Source organism: Methylobacterium sp. C33D (assembly GCF_053345825.1).
Window position 1 is genome coordinate 147,528 of record NZ_JBKFAV010000005.1, and the last position, 22,748, is coordinate 170,275.

Here is a 22,748-nt window from a genome sequence, read left to right on the forward strand (position 1 = left end):
CGCCTTGCACGACCGGGCGTTCCGCTCCGGTGCGAACCGCTCTAGGGTGCGCGCGTCCAATTCGCGTACATCCCAGAAGACATGCCAGCCGCCCCCCCAGCCCTGACCCTCGACCCCGACCTCGTCGAGGCCGCCGCCAACGCCGCCGCCTGGCCCTTCGAGGAGGCGCGCAAGCTCGTGGCCCGGCTGGAGAAATCCGGCAAGCGCGAGGTCCTGTTCGAGACCGGCTACGGCCCCTCGGGCCTGCCGCATATCGGCACGTTCGGGGAGGTCGCCCGCACCTCCATGGTGCGCCACGCCTTCCGGGTGCTCACCCGCGACGCGGTGCCGACCCGGCTGATCGCCTTCTCGGACGACATGGACGGGCTGCGCAAGGTCCCCGACAACGTCCCGAACCGGGCGATGCTGGCCGACCATCTCAACCAGCCGCTCACCCGCGTGCCGGACCCATTCGGCACCCATGACAGCTTCGGGGCGCACAACAACGCCGAATTGCGCCGCTTCCTCGACGCCTTCGGCTTCAGTTACGAGTTCCGCTCGGCGACCGAGTGCTACCGCGCGGGCGTGTTCGACACGGTGCTGCTGCGCGTGCTCGAGCGCTACGATGCCGTGATGGAGATCATGCTGCCGTCGCTGCGGGCCGAGCGCTCGGCGAGCTACTCCCCGTTCCTGCCGCTCCACCCGGTCACCGGCCACGTGATGCAGGTGCCGATCGACGAGGTGCGGGCGGAGAGCGGCACGATCGTGTGGCGCGATCCCGCCACGGGCGAGCGCTACGAGACCCCGGTGACCGGCGGCCACGCCAAGCTGCAGTGGAAGCCCGACTGGGCGATGCGCTGGGTGGCGCTCGGCGTCGATTACGAGATGGCCGGCAAGGACCTGATCGACTCGGTCAAGCTCTCGGGCAAGATCGCCCGGGCGCTCGGCGGCGAGCCGCCGGAAGGGTTCAATTACGAGCTCTTCCTGGATGAAAAGGGACAAAAAATCTCGAAGTCGAAGGGCAACGGCCTGACCATCGACGAGTGGCTCAGGTACGGCACGCCGGAATCGCTGGCCCTGTTCATGTACAACAAGCCGCGCGAGGCCAAGCGCCTGTTCTTCGACGTGATCCCGCGGCACGTGGACGAGTATATCGGCTTCCTCGACCGCTACGCCGGCCAGGACGCGAAGCTGCGTCTGGGCAACCCGGTCTGGCACCTCCATGCCGGCACCCCGCCGGAGCCCGAGCGGGTCGAGGGCGCGAGCCTGACCTTCGCGATGCTGCTCAACCTCGCGGCGGTCGCCAACACCGAGGATCCGGCGGTGCTGTGGGGCTTCATCCGCCGCTACGCGCCGCGGACCGGGCCGGAGACCCATCCGGGCCTCGACCGGCTGGTGAAGCACGCCCTGAAGTACTTCTCGGACTTCGTGCGGCCGGCCAAGACCTACCGGGCGCCGACGCCCGAGGAGCGGGCGGCCCTGGAGGACCTGTCGGAGACGCTGGCCGAGCATGCCGGCTCCACCGACCCGGAGGCGCTGCAGGCGGCGGTCTACGAGGTCGGCCGGCGCCACTTCCCCGACACGTCCGGCAAGGCCAAGAGCCCGGACGGGCGGCCCGGCGTGTCGCAGGCGTGGTTCACGAGCCTCTACAACGTGCTGTTCGGCGAGGCGCGCGGCCCCCGGTTCGGCTCCTTCGTGGCCCTCTACGGCGTCGACGAGACCCGGGGCCTGATCGCCGCGGCGCTGTCGGGGGCGCTGGTCGCCGAGCACGCAGCCTTCGCGGCCGGCAAGGCCGCCCCGGCCGCGTGAGGGCGCGATGATCGTCGACAGCCTCGCCGCGCTGGAGGCGCTCTACCGCGCGCCCCTGGCGCCCGCCTCCACGGCGAAGGTGGCGGCCGCGGTCACGCCCGACTACGCGGCGCTGATCGCGGCCGCGCCCTTCGCGGTGCTGGCGACCGCCGGCCCGGAAGGGCTCGATTGCAGCCCCCGCGGGGACCGGCCGGGCTTCGTGCGGGTCGCCGACCCGCGCACGCTGATCCTGCCGGACCGGCGCGGCAACAACCGGATCGACTCGCTCCGCAACATCGTGCGCGACCCGCGGGTGGCGCTGCTGTTCCTGATCCCCGGCTCGGGCACGACGCTGCGGGTGAACGGGCGGGCGGTGATCTCGGCGGACCCGGATCTCCTCGCGTCGTTCAGCGTGGACGGACACGCGCCGCGCACCGCGGTCGTGATCACTGTGGAGGAGATCTACTTCCAGTGCGCGCGGGCGATCATCCGGGCCGGGCTGTGGGACCCGGATTCCCGCGTCGACCCGGCGAGCCTGCCGAGCCCGGGGGCGATCCTGGCGGCGCTGACCGCGGGCGCGGTCGGCGGTGAGCGCTACGACGCGGACTGGCCGGAGCGGGCGGCCAAGACGATGTGGTGAGCGTGGCGTCCACGACACCCCCACCTTCGCGAGCGGAGCGCCACCTCACCCCACCAGCGCGAGATCCTGCGTCTCGGTGTCGGGGATGACGTCGACCTCGACCTTGAGGCGCTGCTTGCCCGAGCCGCTGACGATGCCGTCGACCGGCGCCACGTCGCCGTAGTCGCGGCCGCGGGCCACCACGATGTGGTCATCCCGGACCGCGACGCCGTTGGTCGGGTCGAGGCCGAGCCAGCCCGCGCCGCACCAGACCGCCACCCAGGCGTGGCTCGCATCCGCCCCGCGCAGGCGCGGGCGGCCCGGCGGCGGCACGGTGCGCAGGTAGCCGCTGACGTAGGCGGCCGGCACGCCCATGCCGCGTAAGGCCGCGATCATCACGTGGGCGAAGTCCTGGCAGACCCCGGCCCGGAGCGCGAAGGACTCGGCGAGGGGCGTCGAGACGGTGGTGGCCTTGGAATCGAAGCGGAAATCCCGGCCGATCCGCAGCATCAGGTCGTGGGCCGCCCCGTAGGCGCTGCGGCCCGCGGCGAAGCTCGGCCGCGCGTAGTCGGTGATCGCGGGCAGCAGCGGCACCCGGGTGCTCGGGAACAGGAAGTGCACCGGCGCCCGGCCGCCGAGGTCGCGCCCGGCCAGGACGGCGTCGCGGACCCGCTCCCAGGCCATCCCGGATTCCGGCGGCGGCGGGGCCGGGCGCTCGACACGCACGGTGGAGAGCGCCTCGACGCTGAAGGCGGTGTGCGGCGTCTCCAGGGTGATCGCCACCGCGTCGATCCCGAGATAGTCGCGCCGCATGACCGCGCGGGCGGGGCTCGGGTCGATCGTGACGGCGCTCGCCAGCACGCTCTGGCCCTCGCCGTCCTGCGGCTTGAGCCGCAGGGTGCAGCGGGCGAAGTGCACCGGCCGGCCGTAGCGGTAGGCGGTGCGGTGGCGCAGCGTGTAGATCACGCGAGCCCCGTCAGCTTCTCGGGGCGCAGCGCGTTCGGCCCGGTGGGGAAGTAGCGGGCCGCGATGCCGTCGGCGAGGCGCTCGAGGTCGGTCGCGAGCGCGGTGAGGCGCACGGCGTCGAAATCCGCGGCCTCGCCGCTGCGAAGCTCCGCCAGGATCCGGGTGGCGAGGCGGCACTGCGGCTCGGGGATCCCGTCCGCGGCCAGCGCCGGCAGGTCGGCGAGGTGCCGGCTGATCGCCTCGGCCTGGAAGGCGATCGAGCGCGGGTTGTAGGGATCGAGCAGCACCATGTCGCGGACCGGATCGAGGGCCGCCCCCTGCAGGTAGCGCCGGCCGTAGCTGATCTGCGAGTCGCACAGGGACAGCATCACCCCGAGGCAGCCGGGGGTCGCCTCGTCGTTGGCGAAGGCCAGCGCGAAGGCGCCGGTGTTGATCGCCCGCTCGATCCGCCGCCCGAGCTCGATGAAGTGCCAGCCCTCGGCCCGGCTCATGTTCTCGTGGGCGAGGCCGGCGAGCGCCGCGAGCTGGCTCAGGGCCCGCTCGGCGCGGCCCGCGAGCTGCGACTCGGTGCAGGCCCGCTCGGGGTCGAGGGACAGGAACTCGTACAGGTCGGCGAGCACCCGCCACGCCTCGCCCGACAGGCGGGCGCGGAGCGCGGCGGCGTTGCGGCGGGCCGCGAGGACGTGGGACCGGGCCGAGCCCGGCCGGTCGCGCCCGGAGAGCGCCTCCTGGGCGAGGCGGGCGGTGGGCAGGTCGGCGGCACTGACGGCGCCCCACTCGTGCAGCAGGGCCCGCAGCGCCAGGGCCGCCGGCGTGTCGAGGGCGCCCGAGATGTCGGTCCCGACGGCGTCGCCGACGCTGCGCAGGTGGGCCAGCACCAGCCGGATCACCGCCTCGCCGCGCTCGAGGTAGCGGCCGAGCCAGAACAGGCCGTCGGCGGCCCGGGCGGGGAGGTGGCCGCCGACCCGCCGCACCCGCGGGGCCGCCTGCGCGCCGATCAGGGGCGCGGCGACCGGCTCCTCGGACAGGACCCAGACGTCGGCGGAGCGGATGCCGAGCCGCAGCTCGATCGGGTCGACGTCCTCGCGCTCCGAGACCCGGCAGAAGCCGCCGGGCATGACCTGCCAGCCGAGCGGCGTGCGCGTGGCGAAGACGCGGACCACGAAGGGGCGGGGTGTCAGGAACAGGCCGTCCGGGCCGCGCTCCCAGCCCGGCATGGTCGAGAGTGGCGCCGCCTCCTGGGCGACGTAGTCGAAGGGCCGGTCGCGCAGGGCCGCCACGACCCGCTCCCGCTCCGCCGCCAGGACCGGACCGGCCAGGATCGCGTCGCGCCCCGCCCCGCGCTGGGGCGTGGCGGCCGGGCGCAGGGTCAGGCTGTCGAGGTTGGCCCGCGCGTGCGCCAGGCCCTCGAGGTCGCCGCACCACCACGTCCGCGGGTGGCCGAGCCGCAGGGGCTCGCCGAGGACGCGCCGGGCGATGCCGTCGAGATAGGGGGCGAGCGCGGCCGACTCGACGAGGCCCGCGCCCGGCATGTTGGCCATCACCAGGGAGCCGTTGCGCAGGGCGTCGAGGATGCCGGGCACGCCGAGGCGCGAGGCCGGGTTCAGCTCCAGGGGGTCGAGGAAGTCGGCGTCGATCCGCCGCCACAGGGCGTCGGCCCGCTTCAGGCCCGAGACGGTGCGCACGTGCAGGCGCCCGTCCTGCATGACGAGGTCGTCGCCCTCCACCAGCATCAGGCCGAGGTAGCGGGCGAGCGCCGCCTGCTCGACGTAGGTGCTGCTGTAGGGGCCGGAGGTCAGCAGGCAGATCCGCGGGTCGGCGCGCTCGGCACCGAGCGCCAGGCCGTCGCGGAACGCCTGGAAGAAGGCCGGCAGGCGCTCGACGTGGAGGTCCTGGAAGAAGTCCGGGAAGGTCCGGGCCAGGACCATGCGGTTCTCCAGCGCCCAGCCGAGGCCCGAGGGCGCCTGGGTCCGGTCGGCGAGCACCTGCCAGCGCCCGTCCGGACCCCGGCCGAGATCGGCCGCGTAGAGCTTGAGGTAGTGGCCGCCGGGGGGCGCGACCCCGTGGAGCGGGTGCAGGAACTCGGGCGTGCCGGCCACGATCGCGGCGGGGAGCAGCCCCTCGGCGACCAGCCGGCCCGCGCCGTAGGCGTCGGCGAGGATCGCCTCCATCAGCTCCGCGCGCTGGACGATGCCGGCGCTGAGCGCCGCCCATTCCTGTCCCTCGATCACCAGGGGCAGGCAGCCCAGCGGCCAGGGGTGCTCGCGCTGGTCGCCGGCGATGCGGAACGAGATGCCCGCGTCCCGGATGTGCCGCTCCGCCGCGACGAAGCGGGCCATGATCTCCGGCTCGGTGAGGCCGCCGAGGCGGTCGAGCAGGCGCGGCCACGCCCCGCGGGGCGCGCCGTCGGGGCCCAGGAACTCGTCCGGCCTTCCGGGGGCGGGGCGGTAGCCCGCGCACCAGCGGGCGACGCGCTCCCGCGCGCCCTCCGGCCGCTCGGCCCGGCCGCGGCTGCCCGCGAGCGCCGCCTCCATCACGGATCCCCGGTCATTGCGGGGCCGGCGTCCGCAGGTCGAGGGTCAGCGGGAACTCGGCGCTCGGTTCCGGGCGCGGCATGTCCACCCGGCCCGGCGTGTGGCCGTTCGGCTGGAACCGGGCGAGGCGCCTTCCCTCCGCCTCGTAGGCGTTGACCGGATGGGTCTCGTAGTTGCGCCCGCCCGGATGGGCGACGTGGTAGCGGCAGCCGCCGAGGGAGCGCCCGCTCCAGGCGTCGAGGATGTCGAAGGTCAGCGGCGAGTGGGCCGGAATGGTCGGGTGCAGGGAGGAGGCCGGCTGCCACGCCTTGAAGCGCAGGCCCGCCACGGCCTCGCCGCCGCGGCCGGTGGAGGTCATGGGCAGGCGGCGGCCGTTGCAGGCGATGACGTGCCGCTCGGGCACGAAGCCCTCGACCCTGACCTGCAGCCGCTCGACCGAGCTGTCGACGAAGCGCACGGTGCCCCCGCTGGTCCCTTCCTCGCCCATCACGTGCCAGGGCTCCAGCGCCTGGCGCAGCTCCATCCGGACCCCGCCCTGCTCGACCGTGCCGAAGACCGGGAACCGGAACAGGGCCTGCGCCTCGAAGGCGACCGGATCGAAATCGTACCCCGCCGCCCGGAGATCCTCCAGCACCGCGAGGAAGTCGGACCAGAGGAAATGCGGCAGCATGAACCGATCGTGGAGGTTCGTGCCCCAGCGGACACAGCCGCCGGTCTGCGGCTCCCGCCACAGCCAGGCCACGAGGGCGCGGAGCAGGAGCTGCTGCGCGAGGCTCATCCGCGCGTCCGGCGGCATCTCGAAGGCGCGGAACTCCAGCAGGCCGAGGCGCCCGGTCGGCCCGTCCGGCGAGTAGAGCTTGTCGATGCAGATCTCGGCCCGGTGGGTGTTGCCGGTGACGTCCACCAGGATGTTCCGGAAGATCCGGTCGACCAGCCAGCGCGGGATGTTGGGCGCGTCGGGGGCGGGGACCTGGGCCAGCGCGATCTCCAGCTCGTAGAGGCCGTCGTGGCGGGCCTCGTCCATGCGCGGCGCCTGGCTGGTCGGGCCGATATAGAGGCCCGAGAACAGGTACGAGAGCGCCGGGTGGCGCTGCCAGTAGAGCACGAGGCTCTTCAGCAGGTCGGGCCGGCGCAGGAACGGCGAATCGTCCGGCGTGACGCCGCCCATGACCACGTGGTTGCCGCCGCCGGTGCCGGTGTGGCGCCCGTCGGTCATGAACTTCTCCGCGCCGAGCCGGGTTTGCCTCGCCTCAGCGTACAAGTCGGTGGTGATGGCGACCGCCTCCCGCCACGAGGCGGCCGGGTGGACGTTCACCTCGATCACGCCCGGATCGGGCGTCACCTTGATCACGCCGATCCGCGGGTCGTAGGGCGGCTCGTAGCCCTCGAGGTGGATCGGCAGCTTCAGCGCGGCGGCGGCCGCCTCCAGGTGGCCCGCGAGTTCGAGATACTCGTCGGCGCGCTGCACCGGCGGCATGAACACCCGCACCACCCCGTCCCGGGGCTCGAACGACAGGGCCGTGCGCACCGCGACGCCGGTGATGCCGGAGCCGTTGACCACGGCGGCGCCGGGATGGCCCTCGGGGTGCCCGTCGGGGAGGGGCGGGCGCGGCTCCAGCGGGTCCTGCGGCTGGTAGTAGGGATAGTGCTCCGGCGGCACGTAGGGCAGGGACGACAGGGGCAGGCGGAAGCCCACCGGCGAATCGCCCGGCACCAGGAAGGCGGCACCGCGCCGGAAGTCCCACTTCTCCGAGATCCAGACGCGGTCGGCCCCGCCGTCCCTGCCATCCTTGCCGGTGGGCAGGCTCGCCAGCGGCAGGACGTAGCCGGCCGCCTCCCCGAGGCCCCGCGCGTAGACCCGCCGGATCCGGGCGTCGAACTCCACCGAGCCCGACTTGGCGTCGGCCGGCGTGACGTTGACCGGCAGCTCCGCGGTCTTCCGCTCCCAGAGTTCCCCGTCCTCGAAGGCCGGGAAGACGTAGTCGGCGAGGCCGAGGCGGCGGGCCAGCGCGTCGGCGAGCGCCTGGGCCTGCGCGATGGTGGCGGTGCCGGCCTCCCCGGGGGCGGCTTCCGGGGCGATCAGGTCCGGGTTCCGCCAGATCGGCTCGCCGTCCTTGCGCCAGTAGAGCGCGAAGGCCCAGCGGGGCAGGCTCTCGCCGGGGTACCACTTGCCCTGGCCGTAATGGAGCAGCCCCCCCGGGCCGAACCGGTCGCGCAGGCGCCGGATCAGCTGGTCGGCGAGCCCGCGCTTGGTCGGACCGACGGCCGCGATGTTCCACTCGGGCGATTCGAAATCGTCCACCGACACGAAGGTCGGCTCGCCGCCCATGGTCAGCCGCACGTCCTGCGCGGCGAGGTCGGCGTCGACCCGCTCGCCCAGGGCGTCCATGGCGGCCCAGACGTCCTCCGAGAACGGCTTGGTGATCCGCGGCGTCTCGGCGACGCGGGTGATCGTCATCGCGAAGTCGAACGCGGTCTCGGCCGGCTCCATCGCGCCCGAGATCGGCGCGGCGGAGTGGTAGTGCGGCGTCGCAGCGAGCGGGATGTGGCCCTCGCCGGTGAGCAGGCCCGACGTGGCGTCCATACCGACCCAGCCGGCGCCCGGCAGGTAGACCTCGGCCCAGGCGTGCAGGTCGGTGAAATCCGACGACGCGCCGGTCGGCCCATCGACCGCGGTCGTGTCGGGCACGAGCTGGATCAGGTAGCCGGAGACGAACCGGGCGGCGAGGCCGATCCGGCGCAGCACCTGCACGAGCAGCCACGCCGAGTCGCGGCAGGAGCCGCTCTTCAGCCGCAGGGTCTCGGCGGGGGTCTGGACGCCCGGCTCCATGCGGACGCCGTAGGCGGTCTCCCGGGCGATCAGGCCGTTCAGCGCCACCAGGAACTGGACCGTGTTGGGCTCCTCCGGGAGACGGGCCAGCAGCGCCTCCATCTCGGGACAATCCGCGTCGACGGGCGTGCGGTAGGGGGCCAGCTCCTCGGCGAGGGCGGGGTCGTACGCGAACGGCCGGACCTGGGCGTATTCCTCCACGAAGAAGTCGAACGGGTTGATCACCGCCATGTCGGCGGTGAGGTCGACCTCGATCCGCAGCTCGTCGGTCTTCTCGGGGAAGACCAGGCGGGCGAGCCAGTTGCCGCTCGGATCCTGCTGCCAGTTCAGGAAGTGGTTGGCCGGCGTCACCGTGAGCGCGTAGGCCGGGACCTTGGTGCGGGCGTGGGGGGCCGGGCGCAGGCGGATCACCTGGGGTCCCAGGCTGATCGGCCGGTCGTAGCGGTAGTGCGTGACGTGGTGCAGGGCGGCTCTGATCGACACGATGACTCCGTCGGAAGGATCGAACGCGGTCGCGCTGCCGGTCCCTGGCGCCGGCGCCCACCGCACGGTTATGCGATACTGCCCCGCCGGCAAGCAATTTCCGTGCGGCGCCGTCCCCCGGTCGCCTGGCAGGAACTTTGCCGCCCGGCCCCGCTTGACCGGCAGTGGGTCGGCCGCCGGCCCGGGACCGCGCGATGAAGATCTTCCAGTGCCAGGCCTGCGACCAGCCGGTCACCTTCGAGGCGACCGCCTGCGAGAGCTGCGCGCGGCCGCTGGGCTACGCCTGCGCGGTCCACGAGGTCTCGGCGCTGGAGCCGCAGGGGCTCTCGGCCCACCCGCTGATGGGCGGAGCGCAGGTCTTCCACGCCTACGCGGATCCCGGCCGGCGCTACCGGCTGTGCAACAACGCCCTCGCGCAGGCCTGCAACTGGCTGGTGCCGGAGGACAGCCCCGACATCTACTGCACCGCCTGCCGCCACAACCGCGTGGTGCCGGACCTGTCGCAGCCCTGGAACCTCGCCCGCTGGCGCCCGATCGAGGCGGCCAAGCACCGGCTGTTCTACTCGCTGCTGCGCCTGGAACTGCCGCTCGCCACCCGCGCCCAGTACACGGACGGGCTGGCCTTCGACTTCCTGGTCGACCCGTCGGAGAGCTTCTCCGGCGGGCCGCCGGTGCTCACGGGCCACATCAACGGCCTGATCACCATGAACATCGCGGAGGCCGACGACGTCGAGCGGGAGCGCCGCCGGATCCTGTTCGGCGAGCATTACCGCACGCTGCTCGGCCATTTCCGGCACGAGATCGGGCATTACTTCTGGTACCTGCTGGTGCTGAACAGCCCCTCTTGGGAGCCCTTCCGGGCGCTGTTCGGCGACGAGCGCCAGAACTACGTCCAGGCCCTGCAGGACCATTACGCGAAGGGCGCGCCGGCCGACTGGGACGAATCCTACGTCTCGGCCTACGCCACCGCCCATCCCTGGGAGGATTTCGCCGAGACCTTCGCGCACTACCTGCACATCGTCGACACGGTGGAGACCGCCTCGACCTTCGAGCTGCACGTGCGCCCGCGCCTGCGCCAGCGGGGGCAGTCCGGGCCGGCGGCGCCGACCGTGATCGATTTCGACCCCTACAACACCCTCGACCTCGACCGGCTGATCGCCGCGTGGCTGCCGCTGACCTACGCGATCAACTCGCTGTCCCACAGCATGGGCCAGCCGGCGCTCTACCCGTTCAAGCTGACGCCCACCGTGATCGCCAAGCTCGCCTTCGTCCACGAGCGGATCTACGCCTCGCGCACCGGTACCCTGCCGGATGCCGGCGAGGCCGGGGCCGAGATGCTCCGGGCGGTGATCATGGGCCTGCGCCAGAAGGTGGCGGCGCCGACGGTGTGAGGGCGGGGTGGCTGCGGCAGACGCGCCGTCTTTGCGAGCGCAGCGAAGCCATCCAGTCGGCGCCACGCTCGCAGACGTCGCGCTGCCCTGGGTCGCTTCGCTGCGCTCGATGACGACCAGAGGCGGGCGGGCCGCCTTTACGCCCCCCCGTGCCGCTCCGCGAAGGCGCGGAACGCCGCGAGCGTCTCGGCGCTGACGTGGTGCTCGATCCCCTCCGCGTCCCGCCGGGCGGTCTCGGGGCTCACCCCCAGCGCGCACAGGAAGCGCTCGACGATGCGGTGGCGCTCCCGGGCCTGGGCGGCGAGCCGGCGGCCGGCCTCGGTCAGGAACACGCCGCGATAGGGCCGCTGCTGGACGAACCCGTCCTCGCACAGGCGCTTCAGCATCTTGGCGACGGTCGGCTGCGCCACGCCGAGCCGGGCCGCGATGTCCACCTGCCGCGCCTCGCCGCCGTCGCCGATCAGGTCGTCGATCAGCTCGACGTAGTCCTCCACGAGTTCCGAGCGCCGGGCCTCGCGCGCCTGGCGGAAGCTCTCCACGTGGCGCTCGGGATCGACCAGCACGGTCTCGGGCGAGCCCGGCTCGGACGGTTCCTGCATCGGCTCTCCCCCACCACGGCCCGCGCGGGCCGCCCCGCCCCCTGTCTAGCAAACACCGCCCCGGGGAGGGGAGTCCCGCGGGATCGATACCGGCGGCCGCTGCCAGCCCCTTGAAACCCGGAGACGAACCCTGAATATAGCATCCGCTATATCTTTGAGGAGAGGGTGAGTATGGTGGCGCCGAACGCCGCGACGGCCCCCGGGCGCGCCGCGCCCGGGGCGATGAGCCGGCGGACCGAGGGCGCCATCCGCGACGTCCTCGACGGCCGTCCCGGCGGCCGGGCCCGGTTCCTGCTGTTCGCCGGCCCCGCCGTGACGGCGTCGATCGCCTACATGGACCCCGGCAATTTCGCGACCAACATCCAGGCCGGCGCCCGCTACGGCTACGGCCTGCTCTGGGTGGTGCTGCTCGCGAACCTGACGGCGATGCTGTTCCAGGCGCTCTCGGCCAAGCTCGGGATCGTGACGGGCAAGAACCTCGCCGAGCATTGCCGGGACGCGACGACGCGGCCGGTGCGCCTCGCCCTGTGGGGCATCAGCGAGGTCGCCGCCATGGCGACCGACCTCGCGGAGTTCCTCGGCGGCGCCATCGGCCTGTCGCTGCTCACCGGCATGCCGCTGATGGCCGGCATGGGCATCACCGCGGTGGTCACCTACGCGATCCTGCTCCTGGAGCACGAGGGCTTCCGGCCGCTGGAGATCGCCATCGGCGCGATGGTCGGCACGATCGGCCTCTGCTACGCGGTCGAACTCCTGGTCGCACCGGTGGCCTGGGGCGAGGCCGCCAGGGGCCTCGTCACCCCGCGGATCCCGGACGCGCAGGCGCTCACCATCGCGGTCGGGATCATCGGCGCCACCGTGATGCCGCACGCGCTGTTCCTGCATTCGGGCCTGACCCAGGGGCGGGGCAACCCGCGCAGCGAGGCCGACCGGCGCCTGCTGGTGCGCTACTCGAACCGCGAGGTGGTGGTGGCCCTGATGCTCGCGGGCCTCGTCAACATGGCGATGGTGATCATGGCGGCGGCGGCCTTCCATCTCGGCCACAGCGAGGTCGCCGAGATCGGGGAGGCCTACCGGACCCTGACGCCGCTGCTCGGCCCGGCGGCGGGAGCGGCCTTCCTGGTGTCGCTGCTCGCCTCCGGGATCTCCTCCTCGGTGGTCGGCACGCTCGCCGGGCAGCTGGTGATGCAGGGCTTCACCGGCTGGCGCATCCCGCTCCTCGCCCGCCGGCTCGTGACCATGCTGCCGGCCTTCGCGGTGGTGGCGATCGGGGTCGACCCGACCCGGGCCCTGGTCCTGTCGCAGGTGGTGCTGTCGCTGGCCCTGCCGGTCCCGATGGTGGCGCTGGTGGTGTTCACCCGGCGCCGCAGCGTGATGGGGCCGTTCGCCAACGGGCCGCTCACCCAGGCCGCCGCCGTGGCGGGGGCGGCCGTGGTGCTCGGGCTCAACATGGTGCTGCTGGCGGCGGCCTTCGGGGTGCCGGTGCCGGGGCTGGAGTGACCCCCGGCCGACGGCCCCGCTCAGGTCGCCCGCACCACCACCTCCACGAGGTTGGCGCCCCCCGAGCGGATCCCGGCCTCGATCGCCGGGGCGATGTCGGCGGCGCGGGTCACCCGCCGGGCGGGCACGCCCATGGAGGCGGCGAGCGCCGGGAAGTCGATCCGCGGGTCGGTGAGGTCCATGGCGATGAAGCGGTTGGCGCGCACCGAGGCGTAGTGCGCCTGGCCCTTCATGAAGGTCTTGAGGATGTTGTACTCGGCGTTGTTGATCACCACGAAGGTGACCGGCAGCTTCTCGTGCGCGGCCGTCCAGAGGGCCTGGGGCGAGTAGAGCGCGGCCCCGTCGCCCACGACGCAGACCACCGGCGCCCGGTCGAGACCCAGGGAGAAGCCGACCGCGGCCGGCATGCCCCAGCCGAGCACGCCGCCGCGCATCGCCGCGTATTGATGGGCCGAGGGGCTGTCGAGGAAGGTGCGCAGGTGAGTGAGCGTCGCGGGCGCCTCGTCCACGATGGTGGTCTCGGCGCCGACCGCGCGGGCGACCTCCCGGGCGGCGACCAGCGGCGCGATCACCGGATCCTCGAAGGCCGCGTCGGCGGCGGCCGCGAGCTTCGCCCGGCGCTCGGCCCGGGCGGTCACCGCCCGGGCACGCAGTTGCCCGAAGGCGTCGGCCCGGTCGGCGAGGCGGGGACCGAGCAGCGGCAGCAGGGCGTCCAGCGAGGCGCGGATGTCGCCGACCGTCGACAGGCAGGTGGCGTAGGTCCGCCCGAGGTCGCGCACGTCCGCCGAGAGCTGGAACACCTGCACCCCCGGCGGCACCGCCGAGACCTCCGAGTAGAGGACGGTGATCAGCGACTTGCCGCCCAGCGCGAACACCGCGTCGTAGCGCCCGAGGATGTCGGCGATGGCGTCCGCCCGGGTCGGCAGGTTCCCGGCCCAGAGCGGGTGCGCGGTCGGGAACGGGATGTGGGCCGGCCAGGACGAGCCGTAGACCGGCGCCGCCAGCAGGTCGGCGAGCGCCACCATCTGCGCCGAGGCGTCCGAGGCGTCGATCTCGTCGCCCGCGATCAGGGCGAGGCGGCCCGGCGCGATGGCGGCGAGCTTCTCCGCCAGCCGGTCGAGGGAGCCCGCCACCGCCCGCTGGTCGATGGTCGAGGTCTCGCCCGCGGGGACCGCGCTCATCGCCTCCATCACGTCCATGGGCAGCGACAGGAAGACCGGCCCGGAGGGGGCGGCGCCCGCGTCGTGGAAGGCCCGGCGCAGCAGGATCGGGATCTGGTCCGGGCTCGTCACCTCGCGGGCCCACTTCATCACCGGGTCGGCGATGGCGACGAGGTCGCCCATCAGCAGCGGGTCGGTCAGCGCGTGGCGCAGGTCCTGCTGCCCGGCGGTGACCACCAGCGGCGTGCCGGAGACCTGGGAATTCACCAGCCCGCCCATGGCGTGGCCGAGGCCGCCCGCCGTGTGCAGGTTGAGGAAGGCGGGCCGGCGGGCGCCCTGCGCGTAGCCGTCCGCCATGGCGACGGCGGTCGCCTCCTGCAGGGCGAGGATGTAGGCGATGTCGGGCGCCTCGGTGAGCGCGTCGATGAGCGGCAGCTCGGTGGTGCCGGGATTGCCGAAGATGTAGCGCACGCCCTCCGAGCGCAGCACCTCCACCAGCAGGTCGGCGCCCCGGCGCCGGCCGGCGGTCTCCACGGTCTCGATCGGCATGCCCTGTCCTCTCCGACGGAATCAGCCGGAGGCTACCCCATGGGCGGACCGGGGCAATGCCGGCACCGCCCCGCGTCGGGCGGCACCGCCCCGCGTCGGGCGGCAACCGATCGGCAGCCTTTTCGGCGTAGCCTCCGGCCGGGACGCGCCCGCGCCCCCGGGCGCAGGCCCGACGATCCACGCCACCGACCAGGACGACACAGCATGCGGATCGCGGCCTCTCTGGCGCTCCTCGCCACACTTGCGGCCCCCCTGGGCCTCGCCGCGGGCGCGCGGGCGCAGGGGCTCGAGCGCGGGGCCCAGGAGGGCGCCTCGCGCGGCGAGGAAATGGCGGGGCCCCTCGGGGCGATCGTCGGCGGCGCGATCGGTGCGGCCGTGGGCACGGCCAACGGCATCCTCGGCGTCGACCGGCGGGAGCGGTTCCGCATCTACGCCCTCGGCGAGCGCCGCCCCTCCGTCGCGCTCGCCGGCCCCGTGCGGGTCGGGACGGTGCTCCCGGAGGACGGGATCGTGTACTACGATGTCCCGCGGGAGTTCGCCTTGCCGGATTACAGCTACACGATCGTCAACGACCACCCGGTTCTCGTCGATCCGGGGTCCCGCCGGGTCGTGGAGGTGATCGACTGACGGCCCGGGCGGGCGGCGCGGCCGGGACTCCGGCGCGACGGAGGGGGCGAGCCGATGCGGAGAGCGAAGGGGGTCCGGACCGCGACCCTGCCGGCGGCCCCGGTGACGCGCCCGGTGACGCGATGAGCGCCCGCGACGCCGCGGAGGCCGGTCGGCGGCACTGGTTCTACGACAGCCGGATCCTGGTCTGCACGTTCTGCCTGCTCGCGGTCATGGTCATCTTCTGGCAGGTGAGCCGGTTCGAGGGCTTCCAGCCGATCTTCACCTGCGCGCGGGATCAGGACGTCGATCGCGACCTGCTCTCCGTCGGGATGCGCGCCTGCATGGGCGACGCGCCCTCGCAGGCCGCCCAGGCGCGCTGTATGCACGTCGTCTACCTGCTGGCCTGCACGGACGAGCGGTGGCGCTGACGTCGCCGCGCGCGGGCGGGCCCGGCGGTCGGGCCGCCCCGGCGCGCGGCTGAGCGCCGGGGACGCCGTGGCCCGTCCCTGGCCCGTCCCTGGCCCGTCCCTGGCCCGTCCGCGGCCCGTCCGCGGCGGGGTGGACCGTGGCCCCGAGGATCGCGCGGGCCCGGGACGGGCTCCGCTCAGGCGCGCAGCTCCGCCACGAAGGCCCGGATGAACGGCGGCAACCCGTCGAGGTCGCGCAGGCACAGGGTCAGGTCGCGCCGCGCCCAGGCGTCGGCGAGGGGCACCACCGCCAGGGCGAGGCCCTGCGCGGCGCGGGCGGCGGCGCTCTCCGGCAGGATCGCCAGCCCGACCCGCGCCTCGACGAGCCGGCAGACGGCGTCGAAGTCCCGGAGCTGGACCCGCAGGCGCATCGGCCGCCCCTCGCGCACCGCCTGGGCGACGAGGAAGCGGCTGATGGCGCTGCGCCGGTCCAGGCCGACGAGGTCGTGGCCGAGAACCTCGGCGAACGGGATCGTCCCGCGCGCCGCCAGGGGATGATCCCGGGCCGCCACCAGCACGAACCGGTCCTCCCGGAACGGGAAGGTCCGCAGCGAGCCGGTATCCACCGTGCCGGACAGGATGCCGAGATCGGCCGCCCCCTCGGCCACCAGCCCGACGATCTCCTCGGAGGTGCGCTCGTCGATCTCGACGCCGATCCCGGGGTGATCGGCCAGGAAGGCCGAGAGCGCCGCCGGCAGGAATTCGGTCAGCGCGTTGGTGTTGGCCAGCACCCGGATCTGCCCGAAGGCGCTCCCCGAGAAGGCCGCCATCTCCTCGCGCAGGCGCTCCACCCCGGCCAGGACCTCCCGGGCATGGACGAGGAGCGCGCGCCCGGCCGGGGTCGGGCTGACGCCCTGCCGGCCCCGGGTCAGCAGGGCGGCGCCCAGGGACTCCTCCATCAGCCGGATCCGCGTCGAGGCCGCCGCCAGGGCGAGGTTCGCCCGCGCCGCCCCGTGGGTGATCGAGCCGGCCGCGACCACGTGCCGGAACAGGCCGAGATCGACGAGATCGAACCGCATCATCGCGAAGGCGCCTCCCGTCGCGCCGGCCGGCCGGCGCGCTCCGGGCTGCCCGGGACCCGTCCTGGTCTGGGTCTCCGTCGGGGGGCTGCGCGGCCGCGTCAACCCTTCGTCCCCGGGCCGGGCCGGGGCGGCCGCGGCGCGCGCGGTGACAGACGCGCCGATCCTTCAGGCGCCCGGGACCGGACGAGGCCGCCTCTCCGCGCGTCGATCGCCGCGGCTCGACCTGTCTCCAACAAACGAGGACACGAATTCACGCGCAACACTTCACTGAATAAAGCAAATCTACTCAATATAGCGTTGGACGACGATTTACCGCCCGTTAATGCCGCATCCCCCAATGCTGCTCGACAGTCTTGCGAGGCGTCGCGGCGATGGTTCCTGTGTCGACATACCCGGTCCGGCGACCGTCCCGGGATCGCCTGCGCCGGCCCGGGAGCCGCTGATGGACGCGCTCCTCGTCGACGACAGCGCCACCATGCGGATGCGGCTGCGCCTCCTGCTGGAGGCCAAGCCCGACGTGTCCGTGACCGATCACGGCGACCCGGTCGCCGCCATGGTCGAGGCGCGGATGCGGGCCTTCGACCTCGTCCTGGTCGACTGTCACATGCCCGACATCGACGGGATCGCCTTCATCCGGCAGATGCGGACCATCCCGCACTACGCGCAGGTGCCGATCGTGATGGTCACCAGCGACATCTCGGACGCGGTGCGGCTCGCCGCCCTGGAGGCCGGGGCGACCGATTTCCTCGACAAGTCCATGCAGGGCGTCGAGCTCACGGTCCGCCTGCGCAACATGATCCGGCTCGCTCGGGCGGTGCGGCGGCTGGCCGAGCAGGCGGCCTGGCTCGACGGCGAGGTGGAGGCCGCCCTGCGCCACATGCGCGAGCGCGAGGAGGAGATCATCTTCCGCCTCGCCCTGGCGGTCGAGTACCGCGACAACGACACCGGCGATCACACGTGGCGGGTGGCCCGCTACAGCCAGATCGTGGCCGAGGGGCTCGGGCTGGCGCCGGAGACCTGCCGCAACCTCTACCTCGCGGCGCCGCTGCACGACGTCGGCAAGGTCGGCATCCCGGACGGCGTGCTGCTGAAGCCCGGCCGGCTCGATCGCGACGAGTTCGACCTCGTCAAGACGCATCCGGCGATCGGCCGGCGCATCCTGGGCGGGAGCGCCTCCGAGCTGATCCGGCTCGCCGCGGAGATCGCCGAGTTCCACCACGAGAGGTGGGACGGCGGCGGCTACCCGCACGGGCTGGCGGGCGCCGCCATCCCCCTGTCGGCCCGGATCGTCGCGGTGGCGGACGTGTTCGACGCCCTGACGACGGCGCGGCCCTACAAGGACGCGATGCCCTTCGACGCGGCCCTGGACGGCATCCGCGCCGAGAGCGGCCGCCATTTCGACCCGGACTGCGTGGCGGCGTTCTGCGCGCGCTTCGCGGACATCCGCGTCGCCGGCGGGCGGAACCGGGCGGCGGTGCGGCCGAGCGCCGGGCCGGTCACGGAACCCTGGGCCCGGGTCCCGACCCTGCTGCGCGAGGCCGCCCCGGCCGCGCCGGTCCCCGCGGGGCGGGGCGCCGACACCCTCGACACGCTCCTGCGAGCGTCCCCGGCCGCGTTTCCGGCAGCCTCCCCGGACCAGCCGGCGAACCCGGAGGCGTTTGCGCCGTTGTTCCCCGACCCGCACGGATCACGGACGGAGCCGGACCATGACCCCGACCTGGAAGACGCTGCCGGAGATCGCCCTGGCGCACGGGATCTCCCTGGAGGATGCCCAGCGCCTCGTGGACGGGGCCAACTGTCCGAAGGTGTTCCGCGCGGACGGCACCGTCTACCTCATCTGAGTGCGCCCCGTGCGGGTGCGTCCCGCGAGTCCGTCCCGGGCGGATGACGCGCGTCCCGGCGGGCCCTAACCTGCCGGCATGCGCATCGTCCACACGCCCGATTCGAGCCGGCACGATCCCGAACGCTACATGCGGCGCGGCGCGCCGATCCCGCATCCCGAGCAGGCGGCCCGCTACGCGATCCTGCGGGACGCGGCCGTCCGGGGCGGCCACGACCTCGCCGAGCCGGCCGATCACGGCCTCGGCCCGATCCGGGCGGTGCACGACCCGGACTACGTGGCGTTCCTCGCCGAGGCCTGGGCGCGCCGGGACGAGATCCCCGGCATCGGCGACGAGATCCTGACCGGGTCCTTCGCCCGGCCGCAGATGCACCGGAAGCCCCCCGGCCTCCTCGGGCGCCTGGGCCTCTACACCGCCGACACCTCGACGCCGATCCGCGCCGGCACCTGGGCGGCGGTCTACGGGTCGGCGCAGTGCGCGGTCGCGGCCGCAGACGCGGCGCTGGCGGCGGGGCACGCCTACGCCCTGTGCCGCCCGCCCGGCCACCACGCCTACGCGGATTCCGCCGGCGGCTTCTGCTTCCTCAACAACAGCGCCATCGCGGCCGAGCGGATGCGCGCCGCGACCGGCGGCCCGGTGGCGATCCTCGACATCGACGTCCATCACGGCAACGGCACGCAGGGGATCTTCTACGCCCGACCGGATGTCCTGACCGTCTCGGTCCACGCCGACCCGTCCGACTACTTCCCGTTCTTCGCCGGCTACGCCGACGAGACCGGCGCCGGGGCGGGGGCGGGGTTCAACCGCAACCTGCCGCTGCCGCCGGGCTCGGGGGACGCGCCCTGGCTCGAGGCCATGGCGGCGGGCCTCGCGGCGATCGCCGCGCACCGGCCCCGGGCCCTCGTGGTGGCGCTGGGCCTCGACGCCGCGGCCGACGATCCGATCGGCGCCCTCGCGGTCACCCGGGCGGGCTTCGCCGGCGCGGCGGAGCGGATCGCCCGGGCCGGGCTGCCCACGGCGCTGGTCCAAGAGGGCGGCTACCTCTGCGCGGCCCTGCCGGACAACCTCGCGGCCTTCCTCGCCGCCTTCGACGCCGCGCGCTGAGCCGCGCGCCGCGGGCGCGATGTGAAGGCGCGATGTGAAGGCGTGATGCGATCGTGATCGCCGGGGCGCCGGATCGGCTGCCCGGATATGGTCGACCCGATGCCACAACCGACCTATCAGGGCGGGCCGGGCGCCGCAGACGCGTCCCGGGCGGGAGGAGCGGGCGATGGACGCGGGCGACGTGGGCATGCGCGAGGCGGCCGGCGCACCGTGGCACGCGGGTCTCACCCGGCGCCACTGGCGGATCCTGTGGGGCAGCTATCTCGGCTGGATCTTCGACGGCTACGAGGCGGTGGCCCTGGTCTACGCCCTGCGCCCGGCCCTGGCCTCGATCCTCACCCCCGAGCAGGCCCAGGCGCCGGCCTTCTACGTGGGTCTCGCCATCGGCATCACGCTGCTCGGCTGGGGGATCGGCGGCCTGATCGGCGGGATCGCGGCCGACTATATCGGCCGCAAGCGCATGATGATGCTGTCGATCCTGGGCTACGCGCTGTTCACGGGGCTCACCGCCTTCGCGGAGAGCTTCACGCAGCTCGCGCTGCTGCGCTTCATCACCGGGCTCGCCATCGGCTCGGAATGGTCCACCGGCATCGCCCTCGTGGCCGAGACCTGGCCGAACCGGGCGCGCCCGAAGGGCTGCGGCTTCCTGCAATCGGGCTTCGGCGGCGGCGCCGTGCTCGCCGCCATCGTGTGGGCCGTGCTCGCGGCCACCGAGCCCCTGGGCGCGGAATCCTGGCGGATCCTGTTCGCGCTGGGCGCGCTGCCGGCCTTCGTGTGCCTGTACCTGCGCCGGGCGCTGGAGGAATCCGAGCAGTGGATGCGGGCGCTCAAGGCGCAGCGCTGGGCGGCCACCGCGGAGGATGCCGCTGCCAGCCGGAAGAGCGGGCCGCGGCCGTTCTCGCTCACCGAGATCTTCCGCGAGCCCGAGAGCCGGCGGCGGGTGCTGCTCGCCACCGCCATGTCCTTCGCCACCACGGTGGGCTGGTGGGCGGTCTCGTCCTGGCTGCCGGCCTACACCGAGGGGCTCGCCAAGGCCGCGGGCGCGCCGGCCAATGTCTGGGGCCCGCGCATGGGCATCGTCTACAATGTCGGGGCGATCGCCGCCTACGTGATCTCGGGCTTCGTGGCCGACGCGATCGGGCGCCGCGCCTTCCTGCTCGTGACCTATGCCGGCTGCATCGCCACGTCGCTCGCCTGCTACCTCTGGACCGGCGGGCTCGTGCCGTTCATGGCGCTCGCCTTCCTGAACGGGTTCTTCACCCTGGGCTTCGCCTTCTCGTGGATGGCGATCTACCTCGCGGAGCTGTTCACCCCGGCGGTCCGGGCGACGGCGTCGAGCGCGGTCTTCAACGGCGCGCGGCTGATCGCCTGGATCTTCCCGATCCTCGCCGGCCAGATCGTGACCGCCTTCGGGGGCGTCGCCGCGGCGGCGCTGACCCTGTCCAGCGTCTACGTGATCGGCCTCGTCGTGCCGTGGTTCATGCCGGAGACCCGGGGCCGGCCGCTGCCGGAATAGGCCGGCTGTCCGTCCCGCCGGCGGGCGCTCCCGGGCCCGGCCGGACGCGAAACGGCCCCCGCTCCGACGGAGCGGGGGCCGCGTCCTGCACGGGCCGTCCCGGTGGCCCGGCCCTCGGCCGGGGACGGGTCGGTCCTAGTCCTAGTCCTCGTCGTCCTCGTCCTGGTGCCGGCCCTTGAGCTTGGCGAAGACCGAATCGGCGTCGAGCCGCTCCTCGCGGCCGCCGTGATCGTCCTCGTGCTCCCGCTCGTCGGCGTCGCGGGCCGTGGAGACCTCGGTCGGCAGCAGCGAGGCGCCGGACTCGGCCGCCACCGCGGCCGGGCGGTCGGCCGCCGCGCGCTGGACCTCGAAATCGAGGTTGATCTGGGTGGTCAGGCCGAGCGTGACCGGGTCCATCGGCTGGAGCGAGCCGGAGTTCCAGTGGGTGCGCTCGCGGATCTGCTGGATCGTCGACTTGGTGGTGCCCACCAGCCGGATGATCTGCGAATCCTTCAGCTCGGGGTGGTTGCGCAGCAGCCACAGGATGGCGTTCGGCCGGTCCTGGCGGCGGGAGAGGGGGGTGTAGCGCGGGCCCTTGGTGGTGCGCTTCACCTCCGGCAGCTTCACCTTCGAGACGGCGGGCTTCAGCTTGTAGTGCGGCGCCTTCTGGGCCTTCTCGATCTCGTCGCGGGTGAGCTGGCCGGTGGAGACCGGGTCGAGCCCCTTGATCCCGGCCGCGACCTCGCCGTCGGCGATGCCCTTCACCTCCAGCGGGTGGAGCTTGCAGAAATCGGCGATCTGCTCGAAGGCGAGCGAGGTGTTCTCGACCAGCCAGACGGCGGTCGCCTTCGGCATCAGCGGACCCTGGGACATGCTTCTCGTGCTCCGGCCTGGCGGGACGGGGGCCGGGCATCGGGCCGCGGGCTCCGGATAAACGATCCGGATGTCCCGTCTCACGCTGTTGAATGGGGGATGTCCGTATATAGGCCGCGGCCGGGAGGGGCGCAATCGCGGGTTGGGCCCGTTCGGAGCCCGGCGTGCCGATTCGGCGGCCGATTTTCCGGCGCCGCGCCGGGCCCTGTCGGGGACCGGGCGTCCCTCAGCGCGGGCGCACCCCGTCGAGGAACAGCCGCACCGCCGCCCGCCGCCGCCGCTCCTGCGCCTCCGGGTCGGTGGCGATGCCGTAGAGGGTCGCCTGGGACGACCGGCCGAGGACGAGGCTGAGGAACAGGTCGGCCGCGATCTCGGGATCGGCCACCGCGATCCGGCCGCGCCGCGCGAAGGCGTCGAGGAGCTGCGCCACGGCGCGCACGCCGCGCAGCCAGCCCTCCTCGTGGGCGAGGCGGGCGAGTTCGGGGAACTGCAGCGCCTGGGCCACGAGGGTGCGCTTGAGCATCGCCGCGCCCGGCGACTGCCCGTGGGCCAGCAGGGTGCGGCTGAGATCCTCCAGGGCGCTCTCGACCTCGTCGCTCCCGCCCTGCGCGGCCTGGGCCTCGGCCGCGGCCGAGAGCGGCGCCAGCCAGGCGGCGATCCGCTCGCGCAGGACCGCCTCGAACAGGGCCCGCTTGTCGCGGTAGCGGGCGTAGACCGTCGGCTTGCTCATCCCGGCGGCCTCGGCCACCGCGTCGATGGAGGTGGCGTCGAAGCCGCGCTCCAGGAACAGGGTCGTGGCGACGGCGATCAGGTGCGCCTCGCGCCGGGCCGCCTCCGCCCGGGTCGGCCGCCCGCCGCGCCGCGGGCCCGCCTCCGCCCGCTCGATCTCCTCGATCTCCGTGACCGTCACCCCGCGATCCTCCTTGCCCATCGGCGCCG

General features: G+C 73.8%; 16 protein-coding genes and 1 pseudogene. 9 read left to right on the top strand and 8 right to left on the bottom strand.

Features of this window, described 5'->3' with window-relative positions; genetic code table 11:
- Positions 1–81: 81 nt before the first annotated feature.
- Together ACLBXO_RS05330 and ACLBXO_RS05335 are read left to right on the top strand one after the other, a co-directional pair.
- Positions 82–1,788, top strand: a complete 1,707-nt coding sequence (locus tag ACLBXO_RS05330; protein ID WP_331318764.1) for a lysine--tRNA ligase — start codon at positions 82–84, stop codon at positions 1,786–1,788.
- Positions 1,789–1,795: 7 nt separating this feature from the next.
- Positions 1,796–2,407: a pyridoxamine 5'-phosphate oxidase family protein gene (locus ACLBXO_RS05335; RefSeq protein ID WP_331318766.1), complete on the top strand. Its 612-nt coding sequence runs from the start codon at positions 1,796–1,798 to the stop codon at positions 2,405–2,407.
- Between the two features lie 45 nt (positions 2,408–2,452).
- Here the strand turns inward: ACLBXO_RS05335 and ACLBXO_RS05340 are convergent, their stop codons facing one another.
- From ACLBXO_RS05340 to ACLBXO_RS05350, 3 genes are read right to left on the bottom strand one after another with little or no spacing between them, the layout of a single operon-like run.
- Positions 2,453–3,352 (bottom strand): transglutaminase family protein, encoded by a 900-nt coding sequence (locus ACLBXO_RS05340; RefSeq protein WP_331318950.1) that lies wholly within the window; start codon positions 3,350–3,352, stop codon positions 2,453–2,455.
- Positions 3,349–5,886 carry a circularly permuted type 2 ATP-grasp protein gene (locus ACLBXO_RS05345; RefSeq protein WP_447684692.1) on the bottom strand — a complete coding sequence of 846 codons (2,538 nt, stop codon included), beginning with the start codon at positions 5,884–5,886 and terminating at the stop codon, positions 3,349–3,351. Before ACLBXO_RS05345 ends, ACLBXO_RS05340 begins: the two co-directional genes overlap by 4 nt.
- Before the next feature lie 13 nt (positions 5,887–5,899).
- The gene (locus ACLBXO_RS05350) at positions 5,900–9,199 is read right to left on the bottom strand and encodes a transglutaminase family protein (RefSeq protein ID WP_447684693.1); all 3,300 of its coding nucleotides are present in this window, start codon (positions 9,197–9,199) and stop codon (positions 5,900–5,902) included.
- 194 nt (positions 9,200–9,393) lie between these two features.
- Between ACLBXO_RS05350 and ACLBXO_RS05355 the strand changes: the two genes are divergently transcribed.
- A complete protein-coding gene (locus tag ACLBXO_RS05355) occupies positions 9,394–10,590 on the top strand; it encodes a zinc-binding metallopeptidase family protein (protein ID WP_447684694.1) in 1,197 nt (398 codons plus the stop codon).
- Between the two features lie 137 nt (positions 10,591–10,727).
- Here ACLBXO_RS05355 and mntR read toward each other — a convergent pair whose 3' ends face one another.
- Positions 10,728–11,189 (bottom strand): manganese-binding transcriptional regulator MntR, encoded by a 462-nt coding sequence (mntR, locus tag ACLBXO_RS05360; protein WP_012318602.1) that lies wholly within the window; start codon positions 11,187–11,189, stop codon positions 10,728–10,730.
- A 171-nt stretch (positions 11,190–11,360) separates the two neighbouring features.
- Here mntR and ACLBXO_RS05365 point away from each other — a divergent pair, with 171 nt between their 5' ends.
- Positions 11,361–12,689 (top strand): Nramp family divalent metal transporter, encoded by a 1,329-nt coding sequence (locus tag ACLBXO_RS05365; RefSeq protein ID WP_331318757.1) that lies wholly within the window; start codon positions 11,361–11,363, stop codon positions 12,687–12,689.
- Positions 12,690–12,709: 20 nt separating this feature from the next.
- Here the strand turns inward: ACLBXO_RS05365 and ACLBXO_RS05370 are convergent, their stop codons facing one another.
- Positions 12,710–14,398, bottom strand: a complete 1,689-nt coding sequence (locus ACLBXO_RS05370; RefSeq protein ID WP_331318759.1) for a thiamine pyrophosphate-binding protein — start codon at positions 14,396–14,398, stop codon at positions 12,710–12,712.
- A gap of 204 nt (positions 14,399–14,602) precedes the next feature.
- On the opposite strand from ACLBXO_RS05370, the gene ACLBXO_RS05375 reads away from it, so the two are divergent.
- Positions 14,603–15,025, top strand: coding sequence for a DUF1236 domain-containing protein (locus tag ACLBXO_RS05375; protein ID WP_447684695.1), 423 nt, complete (start codon positions 14,603–14,605; stop codon positions 15,023–15,025).
- Positions 15,026–15,147: 122 nt separating this feature from the next.
- A complete protein-coding gene (locus ACLBXO_RS05380; RefSeq protein ID WP_447684696.1) occupies positions 15,148–15,435 on the top strand; it encodes a hypothetical protein in 288 nt (95 codons plus the stop codon).
- Positions 15,436–15,611: 176 nt separating this feature from the next.
- Here ACLBXO_RS05380 and ACLBXO_RS05385 read toward each other — a convergent pair whose 3' ends face one another.
- Positions 15,612–16,496 (bottom strand): LysR substrate-binding domain-containing protein, encoded by an 885-nt coding sequence (locus ACLBXO_RS05385; RefSeq protein ID WP_447684697.1) that lies wholly within the window; start codon positions 16,494–16,496, stop codon positions 15,612–15,614.
- Between the two features lie 442 nt (positions 16,497–16,938).
- Between ACLBXO_RS05385 and ACLBXO_RS05390 the strand changes: the two are divergent.
- The 3 genes and pseudogenes from ACLBXO_RS05390 to ACLBXO_RS05400 all read left to right on the top strand — a co-directional run.
- Positions 16,939–18,039: pseudogene (locus ACLBXO_RS05390) on the top strand (HD domain-containing phosphohydrolase); the annotation flags it as partial.
- 376 nt (positions 18,040–18,415) lie between these two features.
- Positions 18,416–19,441: a histone deacetylase family protein gene (locus ACLBXO_RS05395; protein ID WP_447684698.1), complete on the top strand. Its 1,026-nt coding sequence runs from the start codon at positions 18,416–18,418 to the stop codon at positions 19,439–19,441.
- A 166-nt stretch (positions 19,442–19,607) separates the two neighbouring features.
- A complete protein-coding gene (locus ACLBXO_RS05400; protein WP_447684699.1) occupies positions 19,608–20,957 on the top strand; it encodes an MFS transporter in 1,350 nt (449 codons plus the stop codon).
- A 141-nt stretch (positions 20,958–21,098) separates the two neighbouring features.
- Here ACLBXO_RS05400 and ACLBXO_RS05405 read toward each other — a convergent pair whose 3' ends face one another.
- The gene (locus ACLBXO_RS05405; protein WP_331318772.1) at positions 21,099–21,809 is read right to left on the bottom strand and encodes a DUF1013 domain-containing protein; all 711 of its coding nucleotides are present in this window, start codon (positions 21,807–21,809) and stop codon (positions 21,099–21,101) included.
- Between the two features lie 226 nt (positions 21,810–22,035).
- Positions 22,036–22,740, bottom strand: a complete 705-nt coding sequence (locus ACLBXO_RS05410; protein ID WP_331318774.1) for a TetR/AcrR family transcriptional regulator — start codon at positions 22,738–22,740, stop codon at positions 22,036–22,038.
- Between the last annotated feature and the right edge of the window lie 8 nt (positions 22,741–22,748).